This is a genomic window from Pseudaminobacter sp. Soil_N_29, from assembly GCF_057656055.1.
Map to the genome: position 1 here is coordinate 68838 of NZ_JBDGLC010000009.1, position 19376 is coordinate 88213.

Sequence of the window (19376 nt, forward strand, 5' to 3'; positions counted from 1 at the left end):
TCTATCCCCGTTCTTCAGCGATGATCTGTCGGATCGCTTCGCGGTCGATTTCTGTGATCGGCACGTTCTGCATCTGCATGCGCGGCACGTCGCCGCCTTCAACCGGCGGCAGGTTTTCCAGCGCCCGCACCTCGTTGATGGTCATGGCGCCGATCTGCGTCATCTGCTGATAGAAGCGCGCGCGGCCGGCACTGTCTGCGCGCAGCAGGCCTTCAAGATTGAACTCGATGGTGACGCCATTGGCCCGGTCAGCAGCCGTGAGCAGCTGCTTTTCGCAGGCCTGTTCGATGCGCTTGAGGCGACGGCGCAGCGTGAACTTCTGGAAGCCGAGCGTCTGCTGCTCAAGGCCGGTGCCCCAGCTGGTCGACTTCTCGGTGTGGCCGATCATGAACGGCGGCACCCCGAAGAAGCGGCAGATTTCTTCCACCGAGAAGCCGCGCGATTGCAGCATCTGGGCATCCTCGGGCTTGATCGAGATCGCTTCGATCTTGGCCCCGCCCTCGGAGATGTACGGCCTGCCGGCGTTCACCGCGCCAAGATACTTCTTGGCCAGTTCATCATGGGCGAGCGCGCGCTGTTCCGGCGTCAACCACTTTTCGAACACCAGCTGCACGGAAGGGCGCAGCCCGTTCTTGAACATGCCCCCGGCAGAACGGTCGATCGCACGGGCGAGGCTGAAGGTGTTGCGGCCGAAATGCAGCGTCGACATGCCGCCGAGCGGATTGCCGCCGAAGCCACGGATGTGCAGCACGGCCTTGTCGGTCTCGACATGGGTCTTGCCGTCCTGCGACCAGCGATACTCAAGATCGCCATTGGTCAGTCGCCGTACCGACATCATGCTCGGGTTGATCGGATGCAGGCCCAGCAGCTGGCCGGCCGAGCGGTCGACACGGGCATAGGCATTGCCCCACAGTTCCAGAGACGCACAGACGAATTCCCAGAAGTCCACCGCCGTCTGGTCATAGTTCGGGCTGTCGTGCAGCACGCGGTAGAGCGGATGGTCACGCGCCTCGACCCGTTCGCCATGGCGGTCGCGGCGGTAGACCATCAGGGGCAGGCTGGCGATGGTGCCCGACAAGAGGTTCACGCACGCCCACACCGCCGACAGGCCGAGCACGGATTCGCTGGTGACGATCTCACCGGCATCGCCGCGCATGCCGTCCGAATACCATCCGTCCGGTTCGCGAATGGAGAGATTGCGGACAACAGCAGTGGCGGCCTTGAGGGCCATGGTGCGAAGGAGCTTCATTCGGCGGCCGCCAGATGTTTGAAATAGTCGTCCATACCGGCGTCCCCACTGAATTCGTTATGCGCCGCCCCGACCGCCTCCGCGATGGAGACCATGCCGTCGATGCGACCGCGGCTGCGCTTCTTGTCGAAGGCGCGGTTGTTCATCGGGTCGCTCACGATGATCGCGTTGGCCGCGCACATCGTCGTCACCGGGCTGGTGTCGATGGTGATGACGCCGTCGAGAATTGCGTCCTCGAGCCGTTCGATGGATTTCGGCATGCACAGGGCCCGCTCGACAAAGACGATGCGCGTGCCCTGGCCATGACTTACCAGCTTCAGGCCTGTTCCGGCCGGCGCATCCGGCCCCTCGAACTTCCATACGTCGAACTCGATCCGGCTGCAGGCGTCGATAAAGTCACCGATCTTTGCCGCGTCGAAGGCGAGGAACTGCACGTCGTGCCGGTCGACCAGCGCTTTGACCTTGGCCGCGACGAACTCGTAATCGATGGTGGCGCCCGGAACGGCCTCGATCAGGTCTCTTTCAGCCCATTCGGCATAGGGCGCGTTGTCGGCTCGGCTGCGGTCATGAATGCCGGCCTTGGTCGTGAAGTACCATGTCTTGACGTGCAGCTTCAGGTCCTTGCGCCAGCACGCCGACAGCGCGGTCAGATCGTTCTTCTTGGACAGGTCGAGCCCGAGCCAACACGGTGAGCCGACCATTTCGTCCTCATCGACGACGCCCTGACAACTGTCCCAAGCCTCCTGTGTTGTCCAGAAGCCCTCGGTTCCACCGGGGATGCCGAAGTACAGTCGCTTGGTCGTCAGCGCCTCGGACAACATCAGCTTGGCGGTGGTGACGCGCTTCCTGACGTTGTCGATCGGATAGGTGACACCGAGCGCCGGCAGCGCCTTGGCCCAGCATGCCTCGTTGTCGAAGACGGTCTCGCGATCCTTCTCATCGACACGGGCAATGAAGGCGAACAGGCTGTCGTCTTCGGCCTGGCCGGTGACTACCTTCTGGAACAGCTCGGAATACTCGGTCCCGACGATTTGGTTCGTGGCCGGCGTGTTGGTGCCCAAGATCATCAGCGGGTCACCGCTCATCTTATCGATGGCCGCCTTCCAGATCTGCAGCGCATAGGCCGTCTTGAACTCGTGGATCTCGTCGGCCAGCACGCCATAGGGACGAGGGCCAGAGATCGAATCCACCGAGGCCATGGACTGGAACTTGGAAGACGTTGCCGGATGCTCGATCTTCCAAGCGTTATCGCCGGTACCGCGAATGACAACCGTACCGTTCGACTCCAGCGATTCCTGTTCGTCTTCCTCGCGATCCGGCAGGTTGGCGCGGCACATGGCCACCGCATCCTTGAACAGGACGTTGGCCTGGTCCTTGTCGCCGGCAATGGCGTAGACTTCCGAGCGGTCCTTCCCGGCAAAGCCCATCAGGTCGAGGCCGATGCCGGCCATCAGTGGCGACTTGGCTTGCCCCTTGCCGGTTTCCAGCCAGGCCATGCGATAGCGGCGAAGTCCGTCGGCGCGCTGCCAGCCGAACAAAGAGGCGACTGCAAAGCCGTGCCACGGCAGCAGGTGGAACGGCTTGCCGGCCGCGATGCCCTCGGTAACCGTCAGGATCGCCGGGAACAATCCACAATGATGCTTGGCCTTGTCGACGTTGAACGACAGGCCGCGCGCCGCGCCACTGTCGAGATCCTTCAGATGCCGCCGCGCCGCTGCCTTGACGAACTCGCCGGCGACGACTTTTCCGTCGAGGACGTCGCAGGCATAAAGCGTGGCAGCATCGTCAGCCGCCGGCCTTGCCGAGATATGCATCAGATGCCCGTTCCCGCCGTTGCTTGCGTTCGGCCTTGGTCACCGATCCGCGACGGCGCGGCGAAATGCCAAGCTCGGCCTCGAGCGCGGCCGCATCGGAGCCGGCTTCGCGCATCGCCGTGAAATAGGGGCTCACCCGCGCGATGGCCTTGGTGTTGCCGCGGCGCGGCTTGGAGACGACGCCGTTCTCGGCGACCTCCCGGTACATGCGATCGAACATCAGGTAGGCGCAGACCAGGCGCTGGACCGAATGGCCGTTGGCCGCCGCCAGCAGCTGCCGGTCCTTCAGTTCGGTCGTGATGATGCGCCAGTGCTCCCGGGCGGCTGCGATCTCCAGAACATCGGAGAACAGCGACTCCCAATCGGGCTCGACGACGACGGCGCCGGTGCCCTCGATTACATTCATGACGCCTCATCCCCGTAGGGGATGCCTCAACTTTTGTGTTTGAAATTGGTCTCGGTGCAAACGGAGGGGGGGCGCGGGTCACCGAAGCGATCGGCTCCAGCGTTTCGCCCACCCCCTGGGGTCACCGGGTCGAGGCCAAGTCGTCCGCGTCGCCTTCGAAAACCAGTCGCCAATCCGGCGAGCTCGAATAGACAGGTGGCAATCCACATGCGGAGCCCGAACATGCGGGGCACGCGCACCCCTATGCGGATGCTCGATGTCAACTCGTTACCGTCGATTGTAATTTTTGCCTGCGCTGCGGGCCATGCTTCTCACCGGTTCCGTTGGTTGCGGATCGACCGGCCGGCCATTGGCTGTGTGGCCGTCCCGCACATCAATAGAAAGGGGAGGCCGAAGCACCCTGCATAGCAATGGCTATCCCGGGAAGCGCTCCTTATCTTTTGGCCGGACCAGTATCCCGAACACGTATGCCACGCGCCCAAAAGATAAAAATGACCAAATGGAGATGAATGCCCACCCGCAAAAGATCAGATACCGTGTCATTGAGTCAGGTACGATGCTAAAATTTACGACCATCAGCGGGATTGACCCAAGCGTCACGCCAAAACCAAGAGCCATCGCGGTTCTCATGTATCTTGAGAATTGACGCATCTCGATTGTGTTGCGGACAGCTGCGATGAAGCCGTCATTTTTGCCTGCAACGAACCCGAAAATTCCGAAAAGGAAACCTGTTTGAATGGCAGACCAGTTTAAGACTGCAGAATATAGGTTTCCAAAATCAACGTCTTTTGCAACTGCCCTGGCGACCATCCACTCTCTGAAATAGAAAAGAAGAGACACCGTCACCAACGCGATCAGCATCGGTCCACGTTTCTCAATGAAATCGATCATCCCGTTATCTTCTTCATTTCAGCGCAGAGATAGTCTCTCTTCACCTTCCAATTCACTTCGGGATCGCGATCGTGGATTTGCAATGTATCTCTGGAAACAATGCGATCCTCAATCAGATCGATCTCTTCCCGTTCGTCGCCAACAATTGTGACCGCCGACAGTTTGTCCAGGCGGGCACTCGGCGAGACCATGTTGACCAATTGAGTCGCTAGCCCGCTAACTGCTTGCGACAAGAAGCCCTTGTGATGCCCCATGGAGATTTCCAAGGATATAGAGGGGGCATCGTAAGCCTCAGCCATTGAGCGTATCCCCATGCTTGCGGCCTTTCCGCTGCCGCTGAGATCGTCCATGCTTTCTGGGTTAGCGATCCTGATCGAGAGCTTTCTGGTTTGGCCAGCGTTGAACTTCTTCCAAGCCTCAGCATTCACTTTTGGTGTCATAGAATAAATTGCGGCAGGGTTGAAGGCGGCGACGTAGTCTAGGACACGACCTGGCGACACGATCCTGACATCGTGCTGAATGCCAAAGGCACCGGTTCTGTGGTTTAGTCGAAAAACTACACTGTGACCCAACCGCTCGGCCGATAGGGTTTTCCTCGCGCTGCCTGCGATCTCGGCAGGCAAATTTGTTTTCTGGCAGCGCAACAACTCACCAACGACCGCGTCCGCCCCGTCATCTTCCAGATTCTCTAACCGGACGATGTAATCACTCGAGAGAAGCACCTCGCGCTTGGCCTTGTCCGCAATGCCGTGGACCTGGCGGAGGATGTCTACCATCGGAGGTATTGACGCCTTTGATCGCGAAATGTCGTAAAATCTAAAAGTAAAAGTCTTTTCCAAGGCGCCTCTCCCAGAATTCCCGCAGAATGAAAGCGGGAGAAGTCTGGAGAGTCGAGTCAACCTGCGGTTTTTCTTGTTGATCCAGCGTAGAAACCTTCAATTGCAATCGGCGCATCAATCAGAGTGCCAGATCACCACCGATTGTCCGGAACTATCGGTTCCACGGATGCCTTGGATCCACTGGCCGCCCGTCTAAGCCTGAGCCGATGGTGTAGCCTCTGGCTTCCTCGCGCTGGATCAGCGTGTCGTGGTCGGCCTTGCAGACGCTCTCGGTGTTCTCCAGGTCGAAGAACAGTTCCGGGTCGCCCTTGTGTGGCTTGATGTGGTTGACCACCGCGGCGCGCGGATGATGCCGGTTGCCGGTGACCAGAAGGCAGCCGCAGCGCCGGCAGGTGTAGTTGTCTCGCAATAGCGCCTGTTGCCTTAACCCGCGCGGGCCATGCCAGTCCTTAGAGCGGTAGAGATGCTTGTACTCTTGACCGGCCGAGCTAATGCGTGGTGGCTTAGAGGGCATGGGCAACACCGAATACTACATAGTTCCCGCAAGCAAACGTCCCGACTTGGAGGGGCTATTGCTCAAGTTTGAGATCTGTGTCGGCAATACCTATTGCGATGCCATGGGGGAGCGCTGGTTCCTCTGCACTTGCGTCGGCGACAGACAGAGGGCCGTTGCGCGCCTGCTTCTAGACAACTTCGAACGCATTACCTGAGCGCGGCGCGGGTTCGAACGCAACCTTGCGGGTATGAACTGCGCTAACCTTATGAAACTGGAAATGAAAAACCCGCCTGACTGGGGCGGGTCCGGTCGCAGCTGTGCGAAACTACCGATCTTCTAAGGGGTTTCGCGTTGAATGTCAATTCGTTTCGGGTCCGAAATCACCCGCCTTTCGCCAAGAGGTTGAAGAAGCGGGCGCAGTCCCGAAGATGCTGGTGCAGCACGGGCGCCATATCCCGCTCTTTGGCCCCGTCCTTCCGTGCGATCTCCGCTGTGGTCATGCCCAGAACGCAATAGTCGATCAGGCGTTCTGCCGGCCTCTGGCCCATGGCCTGCCGGAAGCCGTCAAGCCGATCGATGGCTTGCGCGCGACTATCGGCAAGGCCGGTGGCGTAGCCGGAAGTGACCCCGCGCAGGAAGTTGGCCGAGCTGGCGATGGTCATGCCGGCGCGCTCCCACAAAATGGCAAGGTGGCTCCCCGCATGGAAAAGCGCATCCTGCTTGTTGCGACCATACCGCCATTCGAAAGTGCCCGGCCTGCTCCGCATGGTCTGATGGCTTGCGCGATTGGACGACAGTTTGACATTCACGCGCGATAGCCGGGCGCCATCATGTCCGAGTGCCGCAGCCTTCCGGTCAGCCCGCTCTCGCTTCTCCAGCGCCTGGCGGCGGGATGCAGCTTGCTCGGGCGTAGGCGCGTGGTCGATCAGTCCGGCCATTCGCTCTGCCACGCGCTGTGGGTCCAGGTCGCGCCTCTTGTCGCCGTCTACGCGGGTGCCGGGCTTGCGTGGTGTGCTGTTGGATATGTTCATGACGCCTTCCTCCGGCCTTTGAAGGGCACCACGTTTGAGCCGATGACATCTTCCTCACGGCCCTCTTTCTTACTTGGGGTACTCAGAGGGGTACTTACCCGAACAGAATTCGGGGACACGACCGAACAAAATTCGGGGACAGGGCCATTTTGTCCCCGAACAGAATTCGGGGACGCGGAAGCTCGCTTTTTCGCTTTTTTCTGCTTCTCGACCTCTTGGTGATAGATCAGCATGGCAATGGTGCGCTCGCGCGCCTCGTCTCGCCACGGGTTGATGAGCATGTATTTTGCGGAGTTGCTGGTTCTCCGAACAGGGCTCAGATAGGCTCGGCCTTCCGCATTCCTGCCAAGCAGGCGCGACCTGCTTTTCTCAATCTGTCGATCGCTGAGCCCTGTCTTTGCCAAGGCCAAGGTCATGGCCAGTTCGGCATGACAGGAGGGCCAGTCCATCACAGCGACGTAGGCGGCGAGAAGCTTGAAATCCGCCGGCCTTATCACAGGGTCAACATTGGCAGTCTCGATCAGGTCAAGCTTGTAAGACGCCTTTGATTTATCGAGTTCCTTCTTCATGCCGCGCGTCTCCCCGCCATGACCGACGTAAGGACACGCTGCACGGCGAAGATGCTTTCCGCTTGGTGCATGTCGTTGAAATCCATCTTGACGACCGGCGGCATTGCGAAGGGCAAGCCGGTCTGCTTCGCGTAATATTCGCCGGCGCCGATGCCGCCGAACTGATCCAGCGGCTTGTCGTTGTCGGCCGCCAAGAACGCCCGGCCACGGACCTGCCGCGCTACGGCGACAATGTTCGAAGCCGAGAAGCAGCACAGGATCGTGGATTGCATGCCAAGCCCCTTCAACGCCGCGCGAAGCGAAAGACCGGTCGCATAGCCTTCGCAAAGCCATGTGTAGGCGCCGGTAGCGATGCGATGGCTGGCGCCGCCAATCTCGCCGCCGAACAGGAACTTCTTGGTTCCGTCTTCCCATATGAGCTGCGCACTGGTGATTTTACCGGCGTGGCGAGCGGGGATCAGAACGGCGCTCCTGGCGCCAGCCGGGACAATGTAGTCACCGACCACATCGCGCACGTTCTCGGCCCTCACGACCATCGCCCGCTCGTCACGGAACCCCTTGGCGGCGAGGTAGGGATGCGTCGACAATACCGACGCCGTGATCAAGGCCTCGGCCATAGCAGCGGCGCGCGCCGCGTCCTTCTCGGCTTTGGCCTTCGACCGGGCGACGCTCTGCGAAACTGATCGCTGCTCCTTTGCCGACAATCCGTCCCGCAGGCTCACGGTCGACTTCAAGCCGGTCTGCCAGTTCCACGCGGTGACAAAGTGCTCCTGGACGATCAATCGCCCATCGCCCTTGCCGTTCTTGCCGGCGAGCGTGTCTGTCTTCACCCACCTGCCAAACGCGGCCATTTTCGGCGGGTATATGCCAACCTCGCGGCATGCCTGCTCTATGGCTTGGTGGAGGTTCATGCCGCCCTCCGCGAATTGCTCTTGCGGAAGCGCTTCACCTCACGTTCGATCAGGCTCCATTCTTCCGGCGTGACGGCATGCGAATTGCAGCTGGCGTCATAAAGGCCGTAGGGAAGCTTGCTGCCCGGATAGATGCCGGCCCATATGCCGTAGGCCCACTTGCGGGCACGCTCCTCACCGTGGCGGCTGCTGGCGAAGGTATAGGCCAGAGCCGCATTCCAGATCGATCGAGGGTCTTTAAGGCAGTCGGCGCGGAGACCCTGCCGAGGCTGGAATGCCGCCTTGATGCTGACCTCGAAGTCGATCAATTCGCCTTCGACGGTCTGGATTTCGCCGCGCTTTGGCCTTTCCCATCCGCAGGCCTGGCAGGACATGGCGGCGGGCTCGAGTTGGAGGCCGCAATCGCCGCAGAAATGCTTCACCTTGATGCGCTCTGCGGGCTCGCGCGCCTCGCTGTCCTTCTTCTGCGCGTCGGACAGGCTGTCGACGCCATGCTCGTAGAGCCATGCCGTGTCATCGGCGAACGAGATGCAGTTGCCGGAATGGTCGAGCCATAGGCCAAACTCCTTGCCCGGCGCGATCCGCATGACCCGGCCCATTTCCTGAATGTGCGAGGAAAACGACTTGGCGTAAGGCCGGCAGGAAATGCCGCACATCACGTCGGGAACGTCGAAGCCCTTGGTCAGCACCGCGCAGGAAACAAGCCCGTCAATGGCGCTGTCCGGCTTGCTGAACTCGTCGATTTTGGCTTGCCGGTCATCGTCGGACGCGTCGAGGTAGGAAATCTGCTGGAAGTTGAACCCGGCATCGGCAAACTGGCGGCACAGTTCCTCGCCGTGCCGCACCGATGGTGAGAACACAATCGTCTTGACCGGACCACCGAAGAATTTGCGGGTCTGCTCAACCCACGTCTGCACGACGTCGCCGATGATGGTGACGCCACGCTGGCCGGCATCCTCCTCGTCGTACTCCCCGGTGAACTTTTTCTTGGCGCCCTTCATGTCGGGCGTCACGCAGGCCTTAATCTTGAGCGGTGTGAGGAATTTCTGGGCGAGCAGCTGGTTGACGGTCGCACCGTTGACGATGCCGTCCCAATGCTCGGCCATGCCGGCCGAGAAAGGCGTTGCGGTGAGGCCGATTACCTTCGATCTCCGGGCGCGCTCGATCAGCGCCAGCACCGCCTCATATTGGCAATGCGCTTCGTCGACGACGATCAGATCGGGGAGATCGTCGAAGCTTCGCCGCGCGATCGTCTGGGCGCTCGCAATCTGGATCTGCTTCGACGGGTCGGTGAGCGGATGCTGCGCCTGAATGACACCGTGGTCGATGCCGTATTGGGCAAAGCGCCTGCTGGTCTGGTTGATCAGCGTCACCCGGTCGACGATGAACCAGGCGCGCGCGCCCTTATCCATGCTCTGCTGGATGATCCACGCCGCGCATTCCGTCTTGCCGAACGCCGTCGGCGCGACCAGGATCAGGCGCCGCAAACCCTCGCGCATGCCAGCACGCAGCTTTTCAACCGACACAACCTGATAGTCGCGCAACTCGATATCGCGACGCGCCGGGGCAAACAGGGTCACGCCGCCCTCCGTCGTGCATCAATGATGTCGGCCGCCTTGCCGACGAACCAATTCCAATCTGCCGGATCGCAGTCATTCGGCGGGCGAGCGAGGAGGATGCCCGCGAGGTCTTCCGCGGCCTGACGAGGCAGTCCGCCATCAAATTCGATGATTGCCGCCCGCTCTTCGAAATCGGCCTCGCTTTCCAGGAAGGCCGCGATCTGCCTGGCGTGCAGCTTGATAAAATCGAGCGCGCCAGCGGGTAATTTCTCGCGGTTGACGATCACGAGCTTCTGCCCGTCGAGCATGATGTTGGCGCCGTGTCCGCGGACCTTGGCGAGTATCTTGCCGGGCTCAGCCATTGATGACCTCGCCAGTCTCGACGTCGATCTCAAGGTTTCGCGAAAAGCCGAGCTTCTTTGCCTCTTCCTGCCAGTATTTGGCCGAACGCATCCACGAGGCCTTGTCTTCACTTTCCCGAAAGAGACGGGTCTGAAGAACGCGGATTTCCTCGTCCTTGCCGGCGATGACGTTGTCGAAGCCGCCCTGCTCAAACTGGACGCGCATCTCGCTATATGTCTTGTTCTCGGCGGTCAGCCGCGCAATGTCGGCCTCCAGCGCCGCGTTGGCCTCGCGCAATTCTTCGTTTTCCTCCTGGAGCGCGTCGAACTCGGCTTGCGTCGGCGGGCGCAGCTTTTGAGCCGCAACGGCGTCGGCCTTCGCCTGCTGCTGCGCCTGCACCTCTGGAGATAGCTTCGCGCGGACTTCTTCCTGCCGGCGGGCGACTTCTTCCTTCTGCGCAACCTTCTCAGCTTGACGAGAGGCGGCGACGGCTTTCGTCGCATCTTCGACTTTCGCGCCTTGGTCGACGCGTGCTTTGATCTCCTCTGCCGCCGCCGGAAGGTCTTCTTTCAGGACGCGTGCATCTCGGGCGGAAATGTCCGGCGCGCCGGACAAATTCACGCCGGCATCCGCGAGCGCCGTGCTGACCTTCGCCTGATCGATCAACTCATACGCCCGCGACCGGCCGATATCCCATCGTGCCTTGCAGTATTCCTCGAACGTCTTGTGCGAGGCGCGATAGAGCTTGGCGTCTCTGATTTCTGCAAGCGCCTGGCCGACTTCTACAAATACTGTGAACCCGCGTTCGATTACGCGTTCACAGTGCGCAAGACGATCATCCTCGCTCGTCTCTAGAGATTGCAGCTTGATCATGTCCGCGCCCCGACTGCGGCAGGGGCGTCAAAGAAATAGCTATCTTGCCACGGCAGGCCGCGTTTTATGGCTTCGTTGCGGATGGCGGTCATCTCAGCCTGGGACGGTGCGCCGCCATTCTCCCATCGAGATACAGTCGCTTGCCCGACGCCAGCGATGGCGGCGAACTCAATTTGCTTCGCTTGAAAGACGTTCTTTCGGATGAACTGGATCGGTGTCATGCGCCCAGACTATCCGTGAATGGATAATCCGTCAATTAACCCTATCCGTAAGTGGGTGTAGAAAATTATCCGGGTTTGGATATCATGCAGAGATGGACATCTTCGATCGCCTTAACCGTCTTCTCTCCGACGCGGCCTGGACCCAGGTGCGCCTTGCCGCGCAGTTGGGGGTATCGCAATCGACAATCAATCGATGGAGCCAGAGGGCTGCGGAGCCTCGCGGTCAACACAGGGATGCCATCCGCGATCTGTACCGCGCGCATTTCCTCAGCCCGCAGGTTGGCGTAGGCGAAGTAATCGAGGTGCCGCTGATTACATGGATCAGCGCAGGTGGCATGACGCGTGACGACATCGCCCAAGAGGCCATCGGGACCATCGCGGTGTGCGATCTGCCGCAGGGAGACTGGTTTGCTCTGACGGTTCGGGGGGATTCCATGGACCGCATTTCTCCGCCCGACAGCGTCATATTCGTGAACAGGAAGGACAAGCAGCTTGTCGCAAATGCCTGCTACGTGATCGACGACGGCGAGGGGAATGCGACCTACAAGCGGTTCCGGCCGAATCCCATGCGGTTTGAACCCGTTTCAACCAACCCGACGCATGAGCCGATTTTCCCCGACAATGAGCCGACAATCGTGGGTCGAGTTGGTATGTCGCAGATCAGGATGTAACAGCGCAATAAACGGATAATCGTGCGCGTGCCGTAAATTGCCAGCGAGGTCAAGCTAACAATTTATCCGAACGGGGATAGGTGAAGCTTGCCATAATTCCGTAAATGGATATTTTGGGACTCCGAACACGGAGTCGACAGTGGACCTCGCTACCAATCACCAATGGCAAACGCCGCAGGGCGACCCCAAGGCGGACCGTCCTGGAGCCGTTCTGCGGTCGGGTTGGGTTTCTGATGCAGCGCGAAATCGGCGCACGTTTACTCGGACCGGTTACTTCTTCCACGTTCTTTCACGCAGCCAGGCCAGCGCTTCCTTGTCGCCGCTGACTGCATTGAGAAGATTAGTCATTGCAGGAGCCTGCTTGACATCGGAAAAGTTGACTTCGTCAAAGAATTTCTGCAGTTCGTCAAGCATCATTATCGACTCGTCCGTAGCAGATGGATGCTTTGCTGCCTGGAGCAGTACCATGAGGCCGCTGAGGAGCATCATCGAGCGCAATGACGCTTCATTAGCAGCAAGATCAGATTCTGCCGTAGCTTTTTCGAGATCTAGCGTCGTCGCATCAGGATCGTTGCGCAGCTGGATGGCCGCGTTGCGCGTCTCCCTCGCTCTCCAGGTATCTGCCATATGCTCCTTAAACATATCGGGTAGGCGCCTATCGACAGCGATGGCTATCTGGCAAAGCCGCCTTATCGCCTCACCGCGTGAACGGATGCGATTTCGAAACATCCAGTCATCAATCGTCTCAAGCTCAGATGGCGTCATCATCGTGACGACCCGCTGGTCCTTCAGCTCCTTGTCGTCATCTCCCGCCATTTTTCTCTCCACTGGATAAACTTGCACAACTTTACAATAGGTATTGACACATCGGAGGAACAAACTCAAGAATGGCAAACATGGTAAACATTACAAACATTGAAATAATGAACTATCCGTTAGTGGTACGCGGGACATTCGTGTCGTCGTGATGCTGACGATAGAGGAGGAAAAGGAAATCCAGGCATATCGCTTCTCGCGTCATATCGGCTCGAAGGCGGCGGCTATGCGGGATCTGATCCGGAAAGGTCTAGAAGCTGAAACGAAAACGGCGATCGCATAGGGCTGCAACCCAAGCAGATCGCCGTTCGAAACTGAAAACCGTCCTGCAAGACGGTTCCCCGAAATGTCCAGACCGTTGGAGGTTTTGATGGACAAGCAGACACATAGCACCAGTGCGCCGGAATTTCTACCGGCACGGATCGGGAACGTCTCGATCACAATGTCCAGCCGCGAGATTGCCGAACTGACCGGCAAGCAGCATCAGCACGTCAAGCGTGACATCGAAAAGATGCTGAACGAGCTCGACGAAGATGCGTCCAAGTTTGGACACATCTATTTCGACAGCATGAACCGAGAGCAAACCGAGTTCAGCCTTAATCGCGATCTGACTGAAACGCTGCTTCTGGGATACAGCGCCCCGTTGCGCCGCAAGGTGCTTGCGCGCTTGCGTGAACTGGAAGGGATTGTCGCGGGGAGTTCTTTGGCGATACCCAACTTTTCCGATCCGGTAGCCGCTGCTCGCGCTTGGGCTGATCAGGTCGAGGCCAGACGGCTAGCCGAACTGACGAAAGCCGAAATCGGATCGCGCCGCGAGGCGACAGCAATGAACACCGCCAGCCAGGCTGTCAAAAAGGTCGGCCGGTTGCAGATCGAACTCGACCGCTCTCGCCAGTATGCGACCGTCAAGCGCATGGAGATGCTCTACCACGGACAACAGTTCTCTTGGCGCTTGCTCAAAAGCACGTCGGCCGAAATGGGCATCGCCTCCATCGACGTTTTCGATGCCAACTACGGCACGGTGAAAGCCTACCACGCCCATGTTTGGCGGGAGGCATACGCGTTGGACATTCCCGCAACCGACGGGGAAGCCGCCTAGTCGAGCCGGCGCGGCTTCTGGGTCGCGCACCCTCCAATCCATTTTGAGAGATTTCCCATGAACATGATCGACGCCACACGGGCGAACGCTGAAGCTATGCCAAAAAACACGGGGAAGGCCAGAGAACCAAAGGTCATCGAGGGTATGCATGAGATCGAGGGTGATCTTCACGACCTCGTGAACATGGTTCGGATCATGGTGGACATGCTCGATGATGAGTTCAGACCGGAACCCTATGGCGACGCATTGCACATCGTCATCGGCCGGCAGCACATGGACATGTGCTCCTTCGCCTGGAGCGATGTCGTCCGCCGGGCAAATGCATTAAAAAAGCGGTTCGATGCCGCACTCGATGGGCGGGCAGCAGCATGAGCAAGCACCTCGACACCATTGACCAGCTCAACCGCGCGAAGTGGTTGTTCCAGGCCGCGGCCATGGCGGCGAGAGCCCTCGAAGATGAAACGGAAAGCGCCGCACTCGACAGGCTCCTGTTCGAAGCGATCGAAGTGCTGCAGCAAGGCATCGGCATGATGAGAGGCGACCGCCATGATTGACCGCCCCAACTTCGAAAACATCGAATCCGATCTTCGCCACCTCGTCGCTTTGCTCGGCGTCACTGCCGAGATGGCCATGGATGGTGTCGGCTGCCTTCCGGCGAGCGCGTCCCCGGCATGTCGCGGCGCTGCCCAGGACCTTTCCAGCCTGATGTGGATCGCCAGCTCACTGGGGAGCAAGCTGCTCAAGGACATGGAAAACTCCGGCGACCGGCTGGCGAAGGAGCGGAGTACCAAACCGGCGAGCATGACGGGAGGGCAGCAGCAATGAGCCGCTTCGTCCCCCAACGCGATATGTCGGCCGACGATATCGTGAAGTGCGCCATCCAGGCTCGCGCCATTATCCAGCTTTGTGAGGCGGCGGCGTGGTCGATCCAGAACAGCAGAGAGGATGAAATCCCGCAAATCGCGGAGAACGCTCAGTTCGCCTTGCAACTCGCTGCCGACCTTCTCGAGCCGGTTCAAGGCGCCCTAGAAAGCCACGAAGGTCTTGCCGCCAAGGAGGTGTCGCAATGAGCCCGCAGACGAAACCGCATGTCTCGGCCATCGACCAGCTTCACCAGATCAAGGACGAGCTTTCGACGATCTGGCTAGCCCTGGGCAATACGACGGACATGGCGGACGATTACCTCGTCGATGTGCGCGAGGCGCTGAACGGCACCACCAACCGGCTGCGCCACGTGTGCCGCGTGATGGAGAACGGAGGCGCATCGTGACGCGCATTCGCCCCATCGAGTTCGTCTTGCTCGCTTCGATCCTGGGCGTCGGCATTGCCGGCGTCTGGGTCGGGATGGTGTGGAGGGCGATGTGAAACGAGCGTCAAGCGGCCTCCCCGTCTCGTTACCGCCGATCGGCATCAACCGAGAACAGGCGGCAACGTTGGTCGGGATCAGCGCATCTCTGTTCGACCGCCTGGTTCACGAGCGACGAATGCCGGAGCCGCGCGTGATCGCCGGCAGACTGGTCTGGGACGTGGAGGAGGTTGTTTCCGCGTTCCGGGCTTTACCACACCGGTCGGAACCTGTTGACGCCGGGTCCCCGGGAGGCAATCCTTGGGATTGATGCCGATCAAGCTACCAAAGGGCGTGTCGGTCGATCGCGACCGATACCGCAATCCACGCTACTACTTTCGCGCCGCCGGCCGGAAGAAAGTACGGTTGCGCGAAAAACCTGGAACCAAGGAATTCGAAGAAGAGGTTTCCTGCGCGCGCTTGGGGATCGCCTATAAGCCAGCCAACGAGTGCAAAGACCTTCCGAAGGGCCCTGCCCCAGAAGGTACGTTCCAGTGGCTGGTGCAGCAGTACAAGGTGCGCGCCCTCTCAAAACTGGCTCTAGCGGTCAACGGGCGGCGGTCTCGCATTCTGGATGAAATCTGCAACAGCAAGCACAAGGGCAAAAAGCGTGGCGCCCTGCCCTTCGCATTAATGGAGCGGAAGCACGTTCTCGAAATCCGCGATGAGATTAGATCCACGCCAGGCGCACAGAACGATGTCGTGAAGACGATATCGGCAATGTTCGGGTGGGCGGTTGAAAGTGACCTCGCAAAGATCAACCCGGCAGCCGGCATCAAGCGCCTGCACTCTGGCGATGGCTTCCATGCTTGGACGATCGAGGAAGTCAAACAGTATGAGGAGCGGCACCCCGAAGGATCGAAAGCGCGGCTTGCTCTTCACCTCGCGATGTTTACCGGGTTGCGCCTCTCCGATCTCGCCATTGTCGGCAGACAACACGTCAAGGACGGGTGGCTAACGATTCGGCCGGGGAAGACGAAGAAATCTTCCGGCGTTGTCGTCGAATTACCAATTCTGGCGCCGCTGAAAAAGACGCTGGAGACTTGCCCTACAGGAGACCTCACGTTCCTGGTGACGGAGCTCGGCAAGCCGTTCACGGTCAACGGCCTCGGGAACAAGATGCGCCAGTGGTGCGATGAGGCAGAACTACCAGAATGCTCAACTCACGGCCTCCGAAAGGCCGGAGCGACAATCGCAGCTGAGAACGGCGCGACGGACGAAGAATTGATGGCGATCTTCGGTTGGACGACGAAGGCCCAGACCACCCACTACACCAAAAGCGCCAGCCGGAAACGCATTGCCGCAGGTGCCGCGTACAAACTCATCCCAGAACAAAAAATGGACGAAATTGTCCCACTCGATTTTGAGGTGGAGAAAAGTGGGACAAAAATCGGAAATTAAATAATAAAATCAATGACGTTTGTCGGCGGTGGTGCCCCCTGCCGGGATCGAACCAGCACTCCTCTCGGAACCTGATTTTGAGTCAGGCGCGTCTACCAATTCCGCCAAGGGGGCCCTGCCCTTGCGGGCGGACGGTTGCGGACTATACGGTCCGGCCTGTCGCCGTCAACTGCCCAGTTATCGAATTCGTTGCGCAACGCCATTGTTAAGCCTCGGAATTCTCTCTAGACAGTACCGGCCCATCAACGGAACCCTCCATGCTTCGCAGACTTTACGACTGGACCCTGTCGCTGGCGGCACGCAAATCCGCCGAATGGTGGCTCGCCTTCATCGCCTTCGTGGAAAGCTCCGTCTTCCTGATTCCGGCCGACGTTCTCTATCTGCCGATGGCATTGTCGCGGCCCAACCGCGCCTATCGCTACGCGCTGGTGGCCACAGTGGCGTCGGTGCTGGGCGGCATCGCCGGCTGGTACATCGGCTATCACGCCTATGAAAGCATCGCCAAGCCGGTGCTGGAGTTCTACGGCAAGCTCGACCAGTTCGAGGCGCTGAAGGCTTCGTCCGGCGCCGGCTTCATCCTGCTGTTGCTGCTGACCTCGGGCGCCACGCATCTGCCGCCGATCAAGGTGGTGACCATTCTCGCCGGCGTCATCCATGTGGACCTGGGGCTGTTCGTGGCTTCCGCGATCGTCGCCCGCGGCGCCCGCTTCTTCTTCCTGGCCTGGCTGCTGCGCAGCTATGGCGAGCCGATCCGCAACTTCGTCGAGGAGCGGCTGGGCCTGCTCGCCGGCGCGGGCGCAGGCGCCCTCATCGTGCTATACCTCGCCGCGAGATACGTGCTTTGACCGCCCCCAACGCCCGAGGCGCATCGGATAATCGGATCATGTCCAGCCTTACCCAACCCACCAGCAGCGTCCAGACCGTCACCGCGATCATGCTGCTCGTCGCCATGGCCGCCGTGGTGGGCACCGCGCTGGGCTTCGAGCATCTCGGCGGCTACATTCCCTGCAAGCTCTGCCTGGAACAGCGCACCCCCTATTACGCCGGCATTCCGCTGATGGCGGTCGCCGCCTTGTCGTCGAGCCTCAACTGGCCGGCGGCGGTGACGCGGGGCCTGCTGCTGATCGGCGGGCTGCTGATGGCCTATGGTCTCTACCTCGGGGTGTTTCACTCCGGCGTCGAATGGGGCTGGTGGCCCGGGCCGACCGATTGCGGCGCCGTCTCCACGCCGGTGGACACGGGCGGCGGTGGCATCCTCGATGCGCTCAACACGGCAATGCCGCCCTCCTGCGAAAAGGCCGCCCTGCGCATCCTCGGCCTCTCCATGGCCGGATGGAACGCCATTGCCGGCCTGGTTCTGGCAATCATCGCCTTCCGCGGCGCTGTCGGCAAACCCTAGTTCTGGAAGCGGCGGCGGCCGCAAGAGCCGGCAGAAGCGCGCGCCTCACGGCTCCAGTTCGACGTCCCAGTAAAGATAGTCGAGCCAGCTTTCGTGCAGATAGTTCGGCGGAAACAGCCGGCCATTGTTGTGCAGATCGTGCACCGTGGGCTGGTAGGGCGTCTGCTTGGGCCACATCTTGGCCTGCGCCGGCATCATCCCACCCTTTCTAAGGTTGCAGGGCGAGCAGGCAGCCACGACGTTTTCCCAGGTGGTGGCCCCGCCGCGATGGCGCGGAACGACATGGTCGAAGGTGAGTTCGTCCGACGCGCCGCAATACTGGCACTCGAAGCGGTCGCGCAGGAACACGTTGAAGCGCGTGAATGCCGGGTGGCGCGAGGGCTTCACGTAGTTCTTCAGGCAGATGACGCTGGGCAGCCGCATCGAGAACGAGGGCGAGGAAACTTCCTGGTCGTATTCTGCAACGATGTTCACCCGGTCGAGGAACACGGCCTTGATGGCGTCCTGCCACGACCAGAGCGACAGGGGGTAATAGCTGAGCGGGCGATAATCCGCGTTCAGCACCAGTGCAGGCAGGCCATCCGGAGATACGGTGACCGTCACTGACTCACCTCCTTGTCCTATGAACCTTTCGGCATAGATACTGTAAGCGCGACGTGACAGTGATGTGAAGCGTTTCGCTGTTGTCGCGGGCTTCCAAAAATCATCGATTTCAGGCTTTTTTTGGCATTTTCGACGGTGGAGCCCCCTCGCGGCCCCTGATTTCACGATAATATGACCAGAAGAGGCGCGCCGCGACCCCGCGCCAGGGGGCCCATGATTCGGCCAGCCCGGCCAGAACCTTCTCGCCCGGGCGGGGGTCGAGCCCCAGCGCCTGGCCCACCGCCGTCTGCAACGCCACGTCGCGCGCCGGGAAGATATCCGGGTGGCCGGCCGCGAACAGAAGGTAGACTTCGGCAGTCCACGGCCCGATCCCTGGCACGGCCGTCATGTGCCCGATCGCCTCGGCGGCATCGAGTTCGCACAGATGGTTCAGGTCGAGCCCGTCCTCGACCGCCTGAGCCACGGCCAGCAGCGTGCGCACCTTGGGGCGCGAAAGGCCGGCCTCGCGAAACACCGCCTCCCCCGCGCCGAGCAGCGCCTGCGGCGTGAGCGGCGAAAGCAGTGTGACCAGACGCCCGAAGATGGCGTCGGCGCTGGCGCGAGACACCTGCTGCGAGACGATGATCGATGCCAGGCTGACGAAGCCCGGTTCGGACAGGCGCAACGGCACCTCGCCCGCCAGCGCGCGCACGCCGTTCAGCCGCGGGTCGATGGCGCAGAGCACGGAGAGCCCTTCGGAGATGTCGTCAAGCGATCTGATGCGGCGCATGCGTCTTGTCCCGGGTTCGGCGGCAAAGTAGCAATCGGGGCATCGCCCGTTCAACCCGATATATGCTTTTGC

The 19376-nt window shown here is 60.4% G+C and carries 26 protein-coding genes and 1 tRNA gene; 10 read left to right on the forward strand and 17 right to left on the reverse strand.

The features are described from left to right. Position 1: 1 nt before the first annotated feature. The 13 genes from AC3A4H_RS19420 to AC3A4H_RS19480 all read right to left on the reverse strand — a co-directional run bounded on the left by AC3A4H_RS19420 (position 2) and on the right by AC3A4H_RS19480 (position 11201). Positions 2 to 1249 (reverse strand): phage portal protein, encoded by a 1248-nt coding sequence (locus AC3A4H_RS19420; RefSeq protein WP_487768180.1) that lies wholly within the window; start codon positions 1247 to 1249, stop codon positions 2 to 4. After that, on the reverse strand, positions 1246 to 3063 hold the full coding sequence (locus tag AC3A4H_RS19425) for a terminase large subunit (RefSeq protein WP_487768181.1): 1818 nt from the start codon (positions 3061 to 3063) through the stop codon (positions 1246 to 1248). The genes AC3A4H_RS19420 and AC3A4H_RS19425 overlap by 4 nt, the downstream gene beginning before the upstream one ends. Beyond that, a complete protein-coding gene (locus AC3A4H_RS19430) occupies positions 3035 to 3469 on the reverse strand; it encodes a P27 family phage terminase small subunit (protein WP_487768182.1) in 435 nt (144 codons plus the stop codon). The genes AC3A4H_RS19425 and AC3A4H_RS19430 overlap by 29 nt, the downstream gene beginning before the upstream one ends. A gap of 414 nt (positions 3470 to 3883) precedes the next feature. Continuing rightward, a complete protein-coding gene (locus tag AC3A4H_RS19435; protein ID WP_487768183.1) occupies positions 3884 to 4360 on the reverse strand; it encodes a hypothetical protein in 477 nt (158 codons plus the stop codon). Next, entirely contained in the window at positions 4357 to 5136 is a 780-nt protein-coding gene (locus AC3A4H_RS19440; RefSeq protein WP_487768184.1) for a hypothetical protein, read from the reverse strand. The genes AC3A4H_RS19435 and AC3A4H_RS19440 overlap by 4 nt, the downstream gene beginning before the upstream one ends. 214 nt (positions 5137 to 5350) lie before the next feature. Continuing rightward, on the reverse strand, positions 5351 to 5608 hold the full coding sequence (locus tag AC3A4H_RS19445) for an HNH endonuclease (protein WP_487768185.1): 258 nt from the start codon (positions 5606 to 5608) through the stop codon (positions 5351 to 5353). 467 nt (positions 5609 to 6075) lie between these two features. Beyond that, a complete protein-coding gene (locus AC3A4H_RS19450) occupies positions 6076 to 6726 on the reverse strand; it encodes a hypothetical protein (protein ID WP_487768186.1) in 651 nt (216 codons plus the stop codon). Beyond that, positions 6723 to 7295, reverse strand: coding sequence for a hypothetical protein (locus AC3A4H_RS19455; RefSeq protein WP_487768187.1), 573 nt, complete (start codon positions 7293 to 7295; stop codon positions 6723 to 6725). The genes AC3A4H_RS19450 and AC3A4H_RS19455 overlap by 4 nt, the downstream gene beginning before the upstream one ends. Continuing rightward, positions 7292 to 8206 (reverse strand): primase/helicase family protein, encoded by a 915-nt coding sequence (locus tag AC3A4H_RS19460; RefSeq protein ID WP_487768188.1) that lies wholly within the window; start codon positions 8204 to 8206, stop codon positions 7292 to 7294. Before AC3A4H_RS19460 ends, AC3A4H_RS19455 begins: the two co-directional genes overlap by 4 nt. Further along, on the reverse strand, positions 8203 to 9786 hold the full coding sequence (locus tag AC3A4H_RS19465) for a DEAD/DEAH box helicase (RefSeq protein ID WP_487768189.1): 1584 nt from the start codon (positions 9784 to 9786) through the stop codon (positions 8203 to 8205). The genes AC3A4H_RS19460 and AC3A4H_RS19465 overlap by 4 nt, the downstream gene beginning before the upstream one ends. After that, on the reverse strand, positions 9783 to 10127 hold the full coding sequence (locus tag AC3A4H_RS19470) for a hypothetical protein (protein ID WP_487768190.1): 345 nt from the start codon (positions 10125 to 10127) through the stop codon (positions 9783 to 9785). Before AC3A4H_RS19470 ends, AC3A4H_RS19465 begins: the two co-directional genes overlap by 4 nt. Then, complete coding sequence (locus tag AC3A4H_RS19475; protein WP_487768191.1) at positions 10120 to 10980, reverse strand: hypothetical protein; 861 nt, start codon at positions 10978 to 10980, stop codon at positions 10120 to 10122. The genes AC3A4H_RS19470 and AC3A4H_RS19475 overlap by 8 nt, the downstream gene beginning before the upstream one ends. Beyond that, a complete protein-coding gene (locus tag AC3A4H_RS19480; RefSeq protein WP_487768192.1) occupies positions 10977 to 11201 on the reverse strand; it encodes a helix-turn-helix domain-containing protein in 225 nt (74 codons plus the stop codon). Before AC3A4H_RS19480 ends, AC3A4H_RS19475 begins: the two co-directional genes overlap by 4 nt. 92 nt (positions 11202 to 11293) lie before the next feature. Here AC3A4H_RS19480 and AC3A4H_RS19485 point away from each other — a divergent pair, with 92 nt between their 5' ends. Next, positions 11294 to 11872: a LexA family protein gene (locus AC3A4H_RS19485; RefSeq protein WP_487768193.1), complete on the forward strand. Its 579-nt coding sequence runs from the start codon at positions 11294 to 11296 to the stop codon at positions 11870 to 11872. Positions 11873 to 12142: 270 nt separating this feature from the next. On the opposite strand, the gene AC3A4H_RS19490 is transcribed toward AC3A4H_RS19485, so the two are convergent. After that, complete coding sequence (locus AC3A4H_RS19490) at positions 12143 to 12688, reverse strand: hypothetical protein (RefSeq protein WP_487768194.1); 546 nt, start codon at positions 12686 to 12688, stop codon at positions 12143 to 12145. A gap of 370 nt (positions 12689 to 13058) precedes the next feature. Between AC3A4H_RS19490 and AC3A4H_RS19495 the strand changes: the two genes are divergently transcribed. The 7 genes from AC3A4H_RS19495 (at position 13059) to AC3A4H_RS19525 (ending at position 16533) form a co-directional block, all read left to right on the forward strand. After that, on the forward strand, positions 13059 to 13787 hold the full coding sequence (locus tag AC3A4H_RS19495) for a Rha family transcriptional regulator (protein WP_487768195.1): 729 nt from the start codon (positions 13059 to 13061) through the stop codon (positions 13785 to 13787). A 57-nt stretch (positions 13788 to 13844) separates the two neighbouring features. Then, the gene (locus AC3A4H_RS19500) at positions 13845 to 14159 is read left to right on the forward strand and encodes a hypothetical protein (protein WP_487768196.1); all 315 of its coding nucleotides are present in this window, start codon (positions 13845 to 13847) and stop codon (positions 14157 to 14159) included. Beyond that, a complete protein-coding gene (locus AC3A4H_RS19505) occupies positions 14156 to 14341 on the forward strand; it encodes a hypothetical protein (protein WP_487768197.1) in 186 nt (61 codons plus the stop codon). The genes AC3A4H_RS19500 and AC3A4H_RS19505 overlap by 4 nt, the downstream gene beginning before the upstream one ends. Continuing rightward, positions 14334 to 14612, forward strand: coding sequence for a hypothetical protein (locus AC3A4H_RS19510; RefSeq protein ID WP_487768198.1), 279 nt, complete (start codon positions 14334 to 14336; stop codon positions 14610 to 14612). Before AC3A4H_RS19505 ends, AC3A4H_RS19510 begins: the two co-directional genes overlap by 8 nt. Then, a complete protein-coding gene (locus tag AC3A4H_RS19515) occupies positions 14609 to 14857 on the forward strand; it encodes a hypothetical protein (RefSeq protein ID WP_487768199.1) in 249 nt (82 codons plus the stop codon). The genes AC3A4H_RS19510 and AC3A4H_RS19515 overlap by 4 nt, the downstream gene beginning before the upstream one ends. Beyond that, positions 14854 to 15057, forward strand: coding sequence for a hypothetical protein (locus AC3A4H_RS19520; RefSeq protein ID WP_487768200.1), 204 nt, complete (start codon positions 14854 to 14856; stop codon positions 15055 to 15057). Before AC3A4H_RS19515 ends, AC3A4H_RS19520 begins: the two co-directional genes overlap by 4 nt. Positions 15058 to 15402: 345 nt before the next feature. Further along, on the forward strand, positions 15403 to 16533 hold the full coding sequence (locus AC3A4H_RS19525; protein ID WP_487768328.1) for a tyrosine-type recombinase/integrase: 1131 nt from the start codon (positions 15403 to 15405) through the stop codon (positions 16531 to 16533). A gap of 29 nt (positions 16534 to 16562) precedes the next feature. Here the strand turns inward: AC3A4H_RS19525 and AC3A4H_RS19530 are convergent. Further along, positions 16563 to 16647, reverse strand: a tRNA-Leu gene (locus tag AC3A4H_RS19530). Positions 16648 to 16790: 143 nt separating this feature from the next. Between AC3A4H_RS19530 and AC3A4H_RS19535 the strand changes: the two genes are divergently transcribed. Further along, complete coding sequence (locus tag AC3A4H_RS19535) at positions 16791 to 17378, forward strand: YqaA family protein (RefSeq protein ID WP_487768201.1); 588 nt, start codon at positions 16791 to 16793, stop codon at positions 17376 to 17378. A gap of 38 nt (positions 17379 to 17416) precedes the next feature. After that, on the forward strand, positions 17417 to 17932 hold the full coding sequence (locus AC3A4H_RS19540) for a disulfide bond formation protein B (RefSeq protein WP_487768202.1): 516 nt from the start codon (positions 17417 to 17419) through the stop codon (positions 17930 to 17932). A 45-nt stretch (positions 17933 to 17977) separates the two neighbouring features. On the opposite strand, the gene AC3A4H_RS19545 is transcribed toward AC3A4H_RS19540, so the two are convergent. Both AC3A4H_RS19545 and AC3A4H_RS19550 read right to left on the reverse strand, forming a co-directional pair. Then, on the reverse strand, positions 17978 to 18535 hold the full coding sequence (locus AC3A4H_RS19545; RefSeq protein WP_348780393.1) for an HNH endonuclease: 558 nt from the start codon (positions 18533 to 18535) through the stop codon (positions 17978 to 17980). Positions 18536 to 18644: 109 nt separating this feature from the next. Continuing rightward, positions 18645 to 19304, reverse strand: coding sequence for a DNA-3-methyladenine glycosylase family protein (locus AC3A4H_RS19550; RefSeq protein WP_487768203.1), 660 nt, complete (start codon positions 19302 to 19304; stop codon positions 18645 to 18647). Positions 19305 to 19376 lie beyond the last annotated feature (72 nt).

Excerpts from the sequence above, each read along its gene's own strand:
- AC3A4H_RS19550 (WP_487768203.1), bottom strand. The coding sequence starts at position 19,304 with ATGCGCCGCATCAGATCGCTTGACGACATCTCCGAAGGGCTCTCCGTG.
- AC3A4H_RS19500 (WP_487768196.1), top strand. The coding sequence starts at position 13,845 with ATGAACATGATCGACGCCACACGGGCGAACGCTGAAGCTATGCCAAAA.
- AC3A4H_RS19490 (WP_487768194.1), bottom strand. The coding sequence starts at position 12,688 with ATGGCGGGAGATGACGACAAGGAGCTGAAGGACCAGCGGGTCGTCACG.
- AC3A4H_RS19460 (WP_487768188.1), bottom strand. The coding sequence starts at position 8,206 with ATGAACCTCCACCAAGCCATAGAGCAGGCATGCCGCGAGGTTGGCATA.
- AC3A4H_RS19425 (WP_487768181.1), bottom strand. The coding sequence starts at position 3,063 with ATGCATATCTCGGCAAGGCCGGCGGCTGACGATGCTGCCACGCTTTAT.
- AC3A4H_RS19430 (WP_487768182.1), bottom strand. The coding sequence starts at position 3,469 with ATGAATGTAATCGAGGGCACCGGCGCCGTCGTCGTCGAGCCCGATTGG.
- AC3A4H_RS19520 (WP_487768200.1), top strand. The coding sequence starts at position 14,854 with ATGAGCCCGCAGACGAAACCGCATGTCTCGGCCATCGACCAGCTTCAC.
- AC3A4H_RS19435 (WP_487768183.1), bottom strand. The coding sequence starts at position 4,360 with ATGATCGATTTCATTGAGAAACGTGGACCGATGCTGATCGCGTTGGTG.
- AC3A4H_RS19540 (WP_487768202.1), top strand. The coding sequence starts at position 17,417 with ATGTCCAGCCTTACCCAACCCACCAGCAGCGTCCAGACCGTCACCGCG.
- AC3A4H_RS19510 (WP_487768198.1), top strand. The coding sequence starts at position 14,334 with ATGATTGACCGCCCCAACTTCGAAAACATCGAATCCGATCTTCGCCAC.
- AC3A4H_RS19535 (WP_487768201.1), top strand. The coding sequence starts at position 16,791 with ATGCTTCGCAGACTTTACGACTGGACCCTGTCGCTGGCGGCACGCAAA.
- AC3A4H_RS19475 (WP_487768191.1), bottom strand. The coding sequence starts at position 10,980 with ATGATCAAGCTGCAATCTCTAGAGACGAGCGAGGATGATCGTCTTGCG.
- AC3A4H_RS19420 (WP_487768180.1), bottom strand. The coding sequence starts at position 1,249 with ATGAAGCTCCTTCGCACCATGGCCCTCAAGGCCGCCACTGCTGTTGTC.
- AC3A4H_RS19480 (WP_487768192.1), bottom strand. The coding sequence starts at position 11,201 with ATGACACCGATCCAGTTCATCCGAAAGAACGTCTTTCAAGCGAAGCAA.
- AC3A4H_RS19450 (WP_487768186.1), bottom strand. The coding sequence starts at position 6,726 with ATGAACATATCCAACAGCACACCACGCAAGCCCGGCACCCGCGTAGAC.
- AC3A4H_RS19470 (WP_487768190.1), bottom strand. The coding sequence starts at position 10,127 with ATGGCTGAGCCCGGCAAGATACTCGCCAAGGTCCGCGGACACGGCGCC.
- AC3A4H_RS19485 (WP_487768193.1), top strand. The coding sequence starts at position 11,294 with ATGGACATCTTCGATCGCCTTAACCGTCTTCTCTCCGACGCGGCCTGG.
- AC3A4H_RS19525 (WP_487768328.1), top strand. The coding sequence starts at position 15,403 with ATGCCGATCAAGCTACCAAAGGGCGTGTCGGTCGATCGCGACCGATAC.
- AC3A4H_RS19515 (WP_487768199.1), top strand. The coding sequence starts at position 14,609 with ATGAGCCGCTTCGTCCCCCAACGCGATATGTCGGCCGACGATATCGTG.
- AC3A4H_RS19495 (WP_487768195.1), top strand. The coding sequence starts at position 13,059 with ATGGACAAGCAGACACATAGCACCAGTGCGCCGGAATTTCTACCGGCA.
- AC3A4H_RS19440 (WP_487768184.1), bottom strand. The coding sequence starts at position 5,136 with ATGGTAGACATCCTCCGCCAGGTCCACGGCATTGCGGACAAGGCCAAG.
- AC3A4H_RS19455 (WP_487768187.1), bottom strand. The coding sequence starts at position 7,295 with ATGAAGAAGGAACTCGATAAATCAAAGGCGTCTTACAAGCTTGACCTG.
- AC3A4H_RS19505 (WP_487768197.1), top strand. The coding sequence starts at position 14,156 with ATGAGCAAGCACCTCGACACCATTGACCAGCTCAACCGCGCGAAGTGG.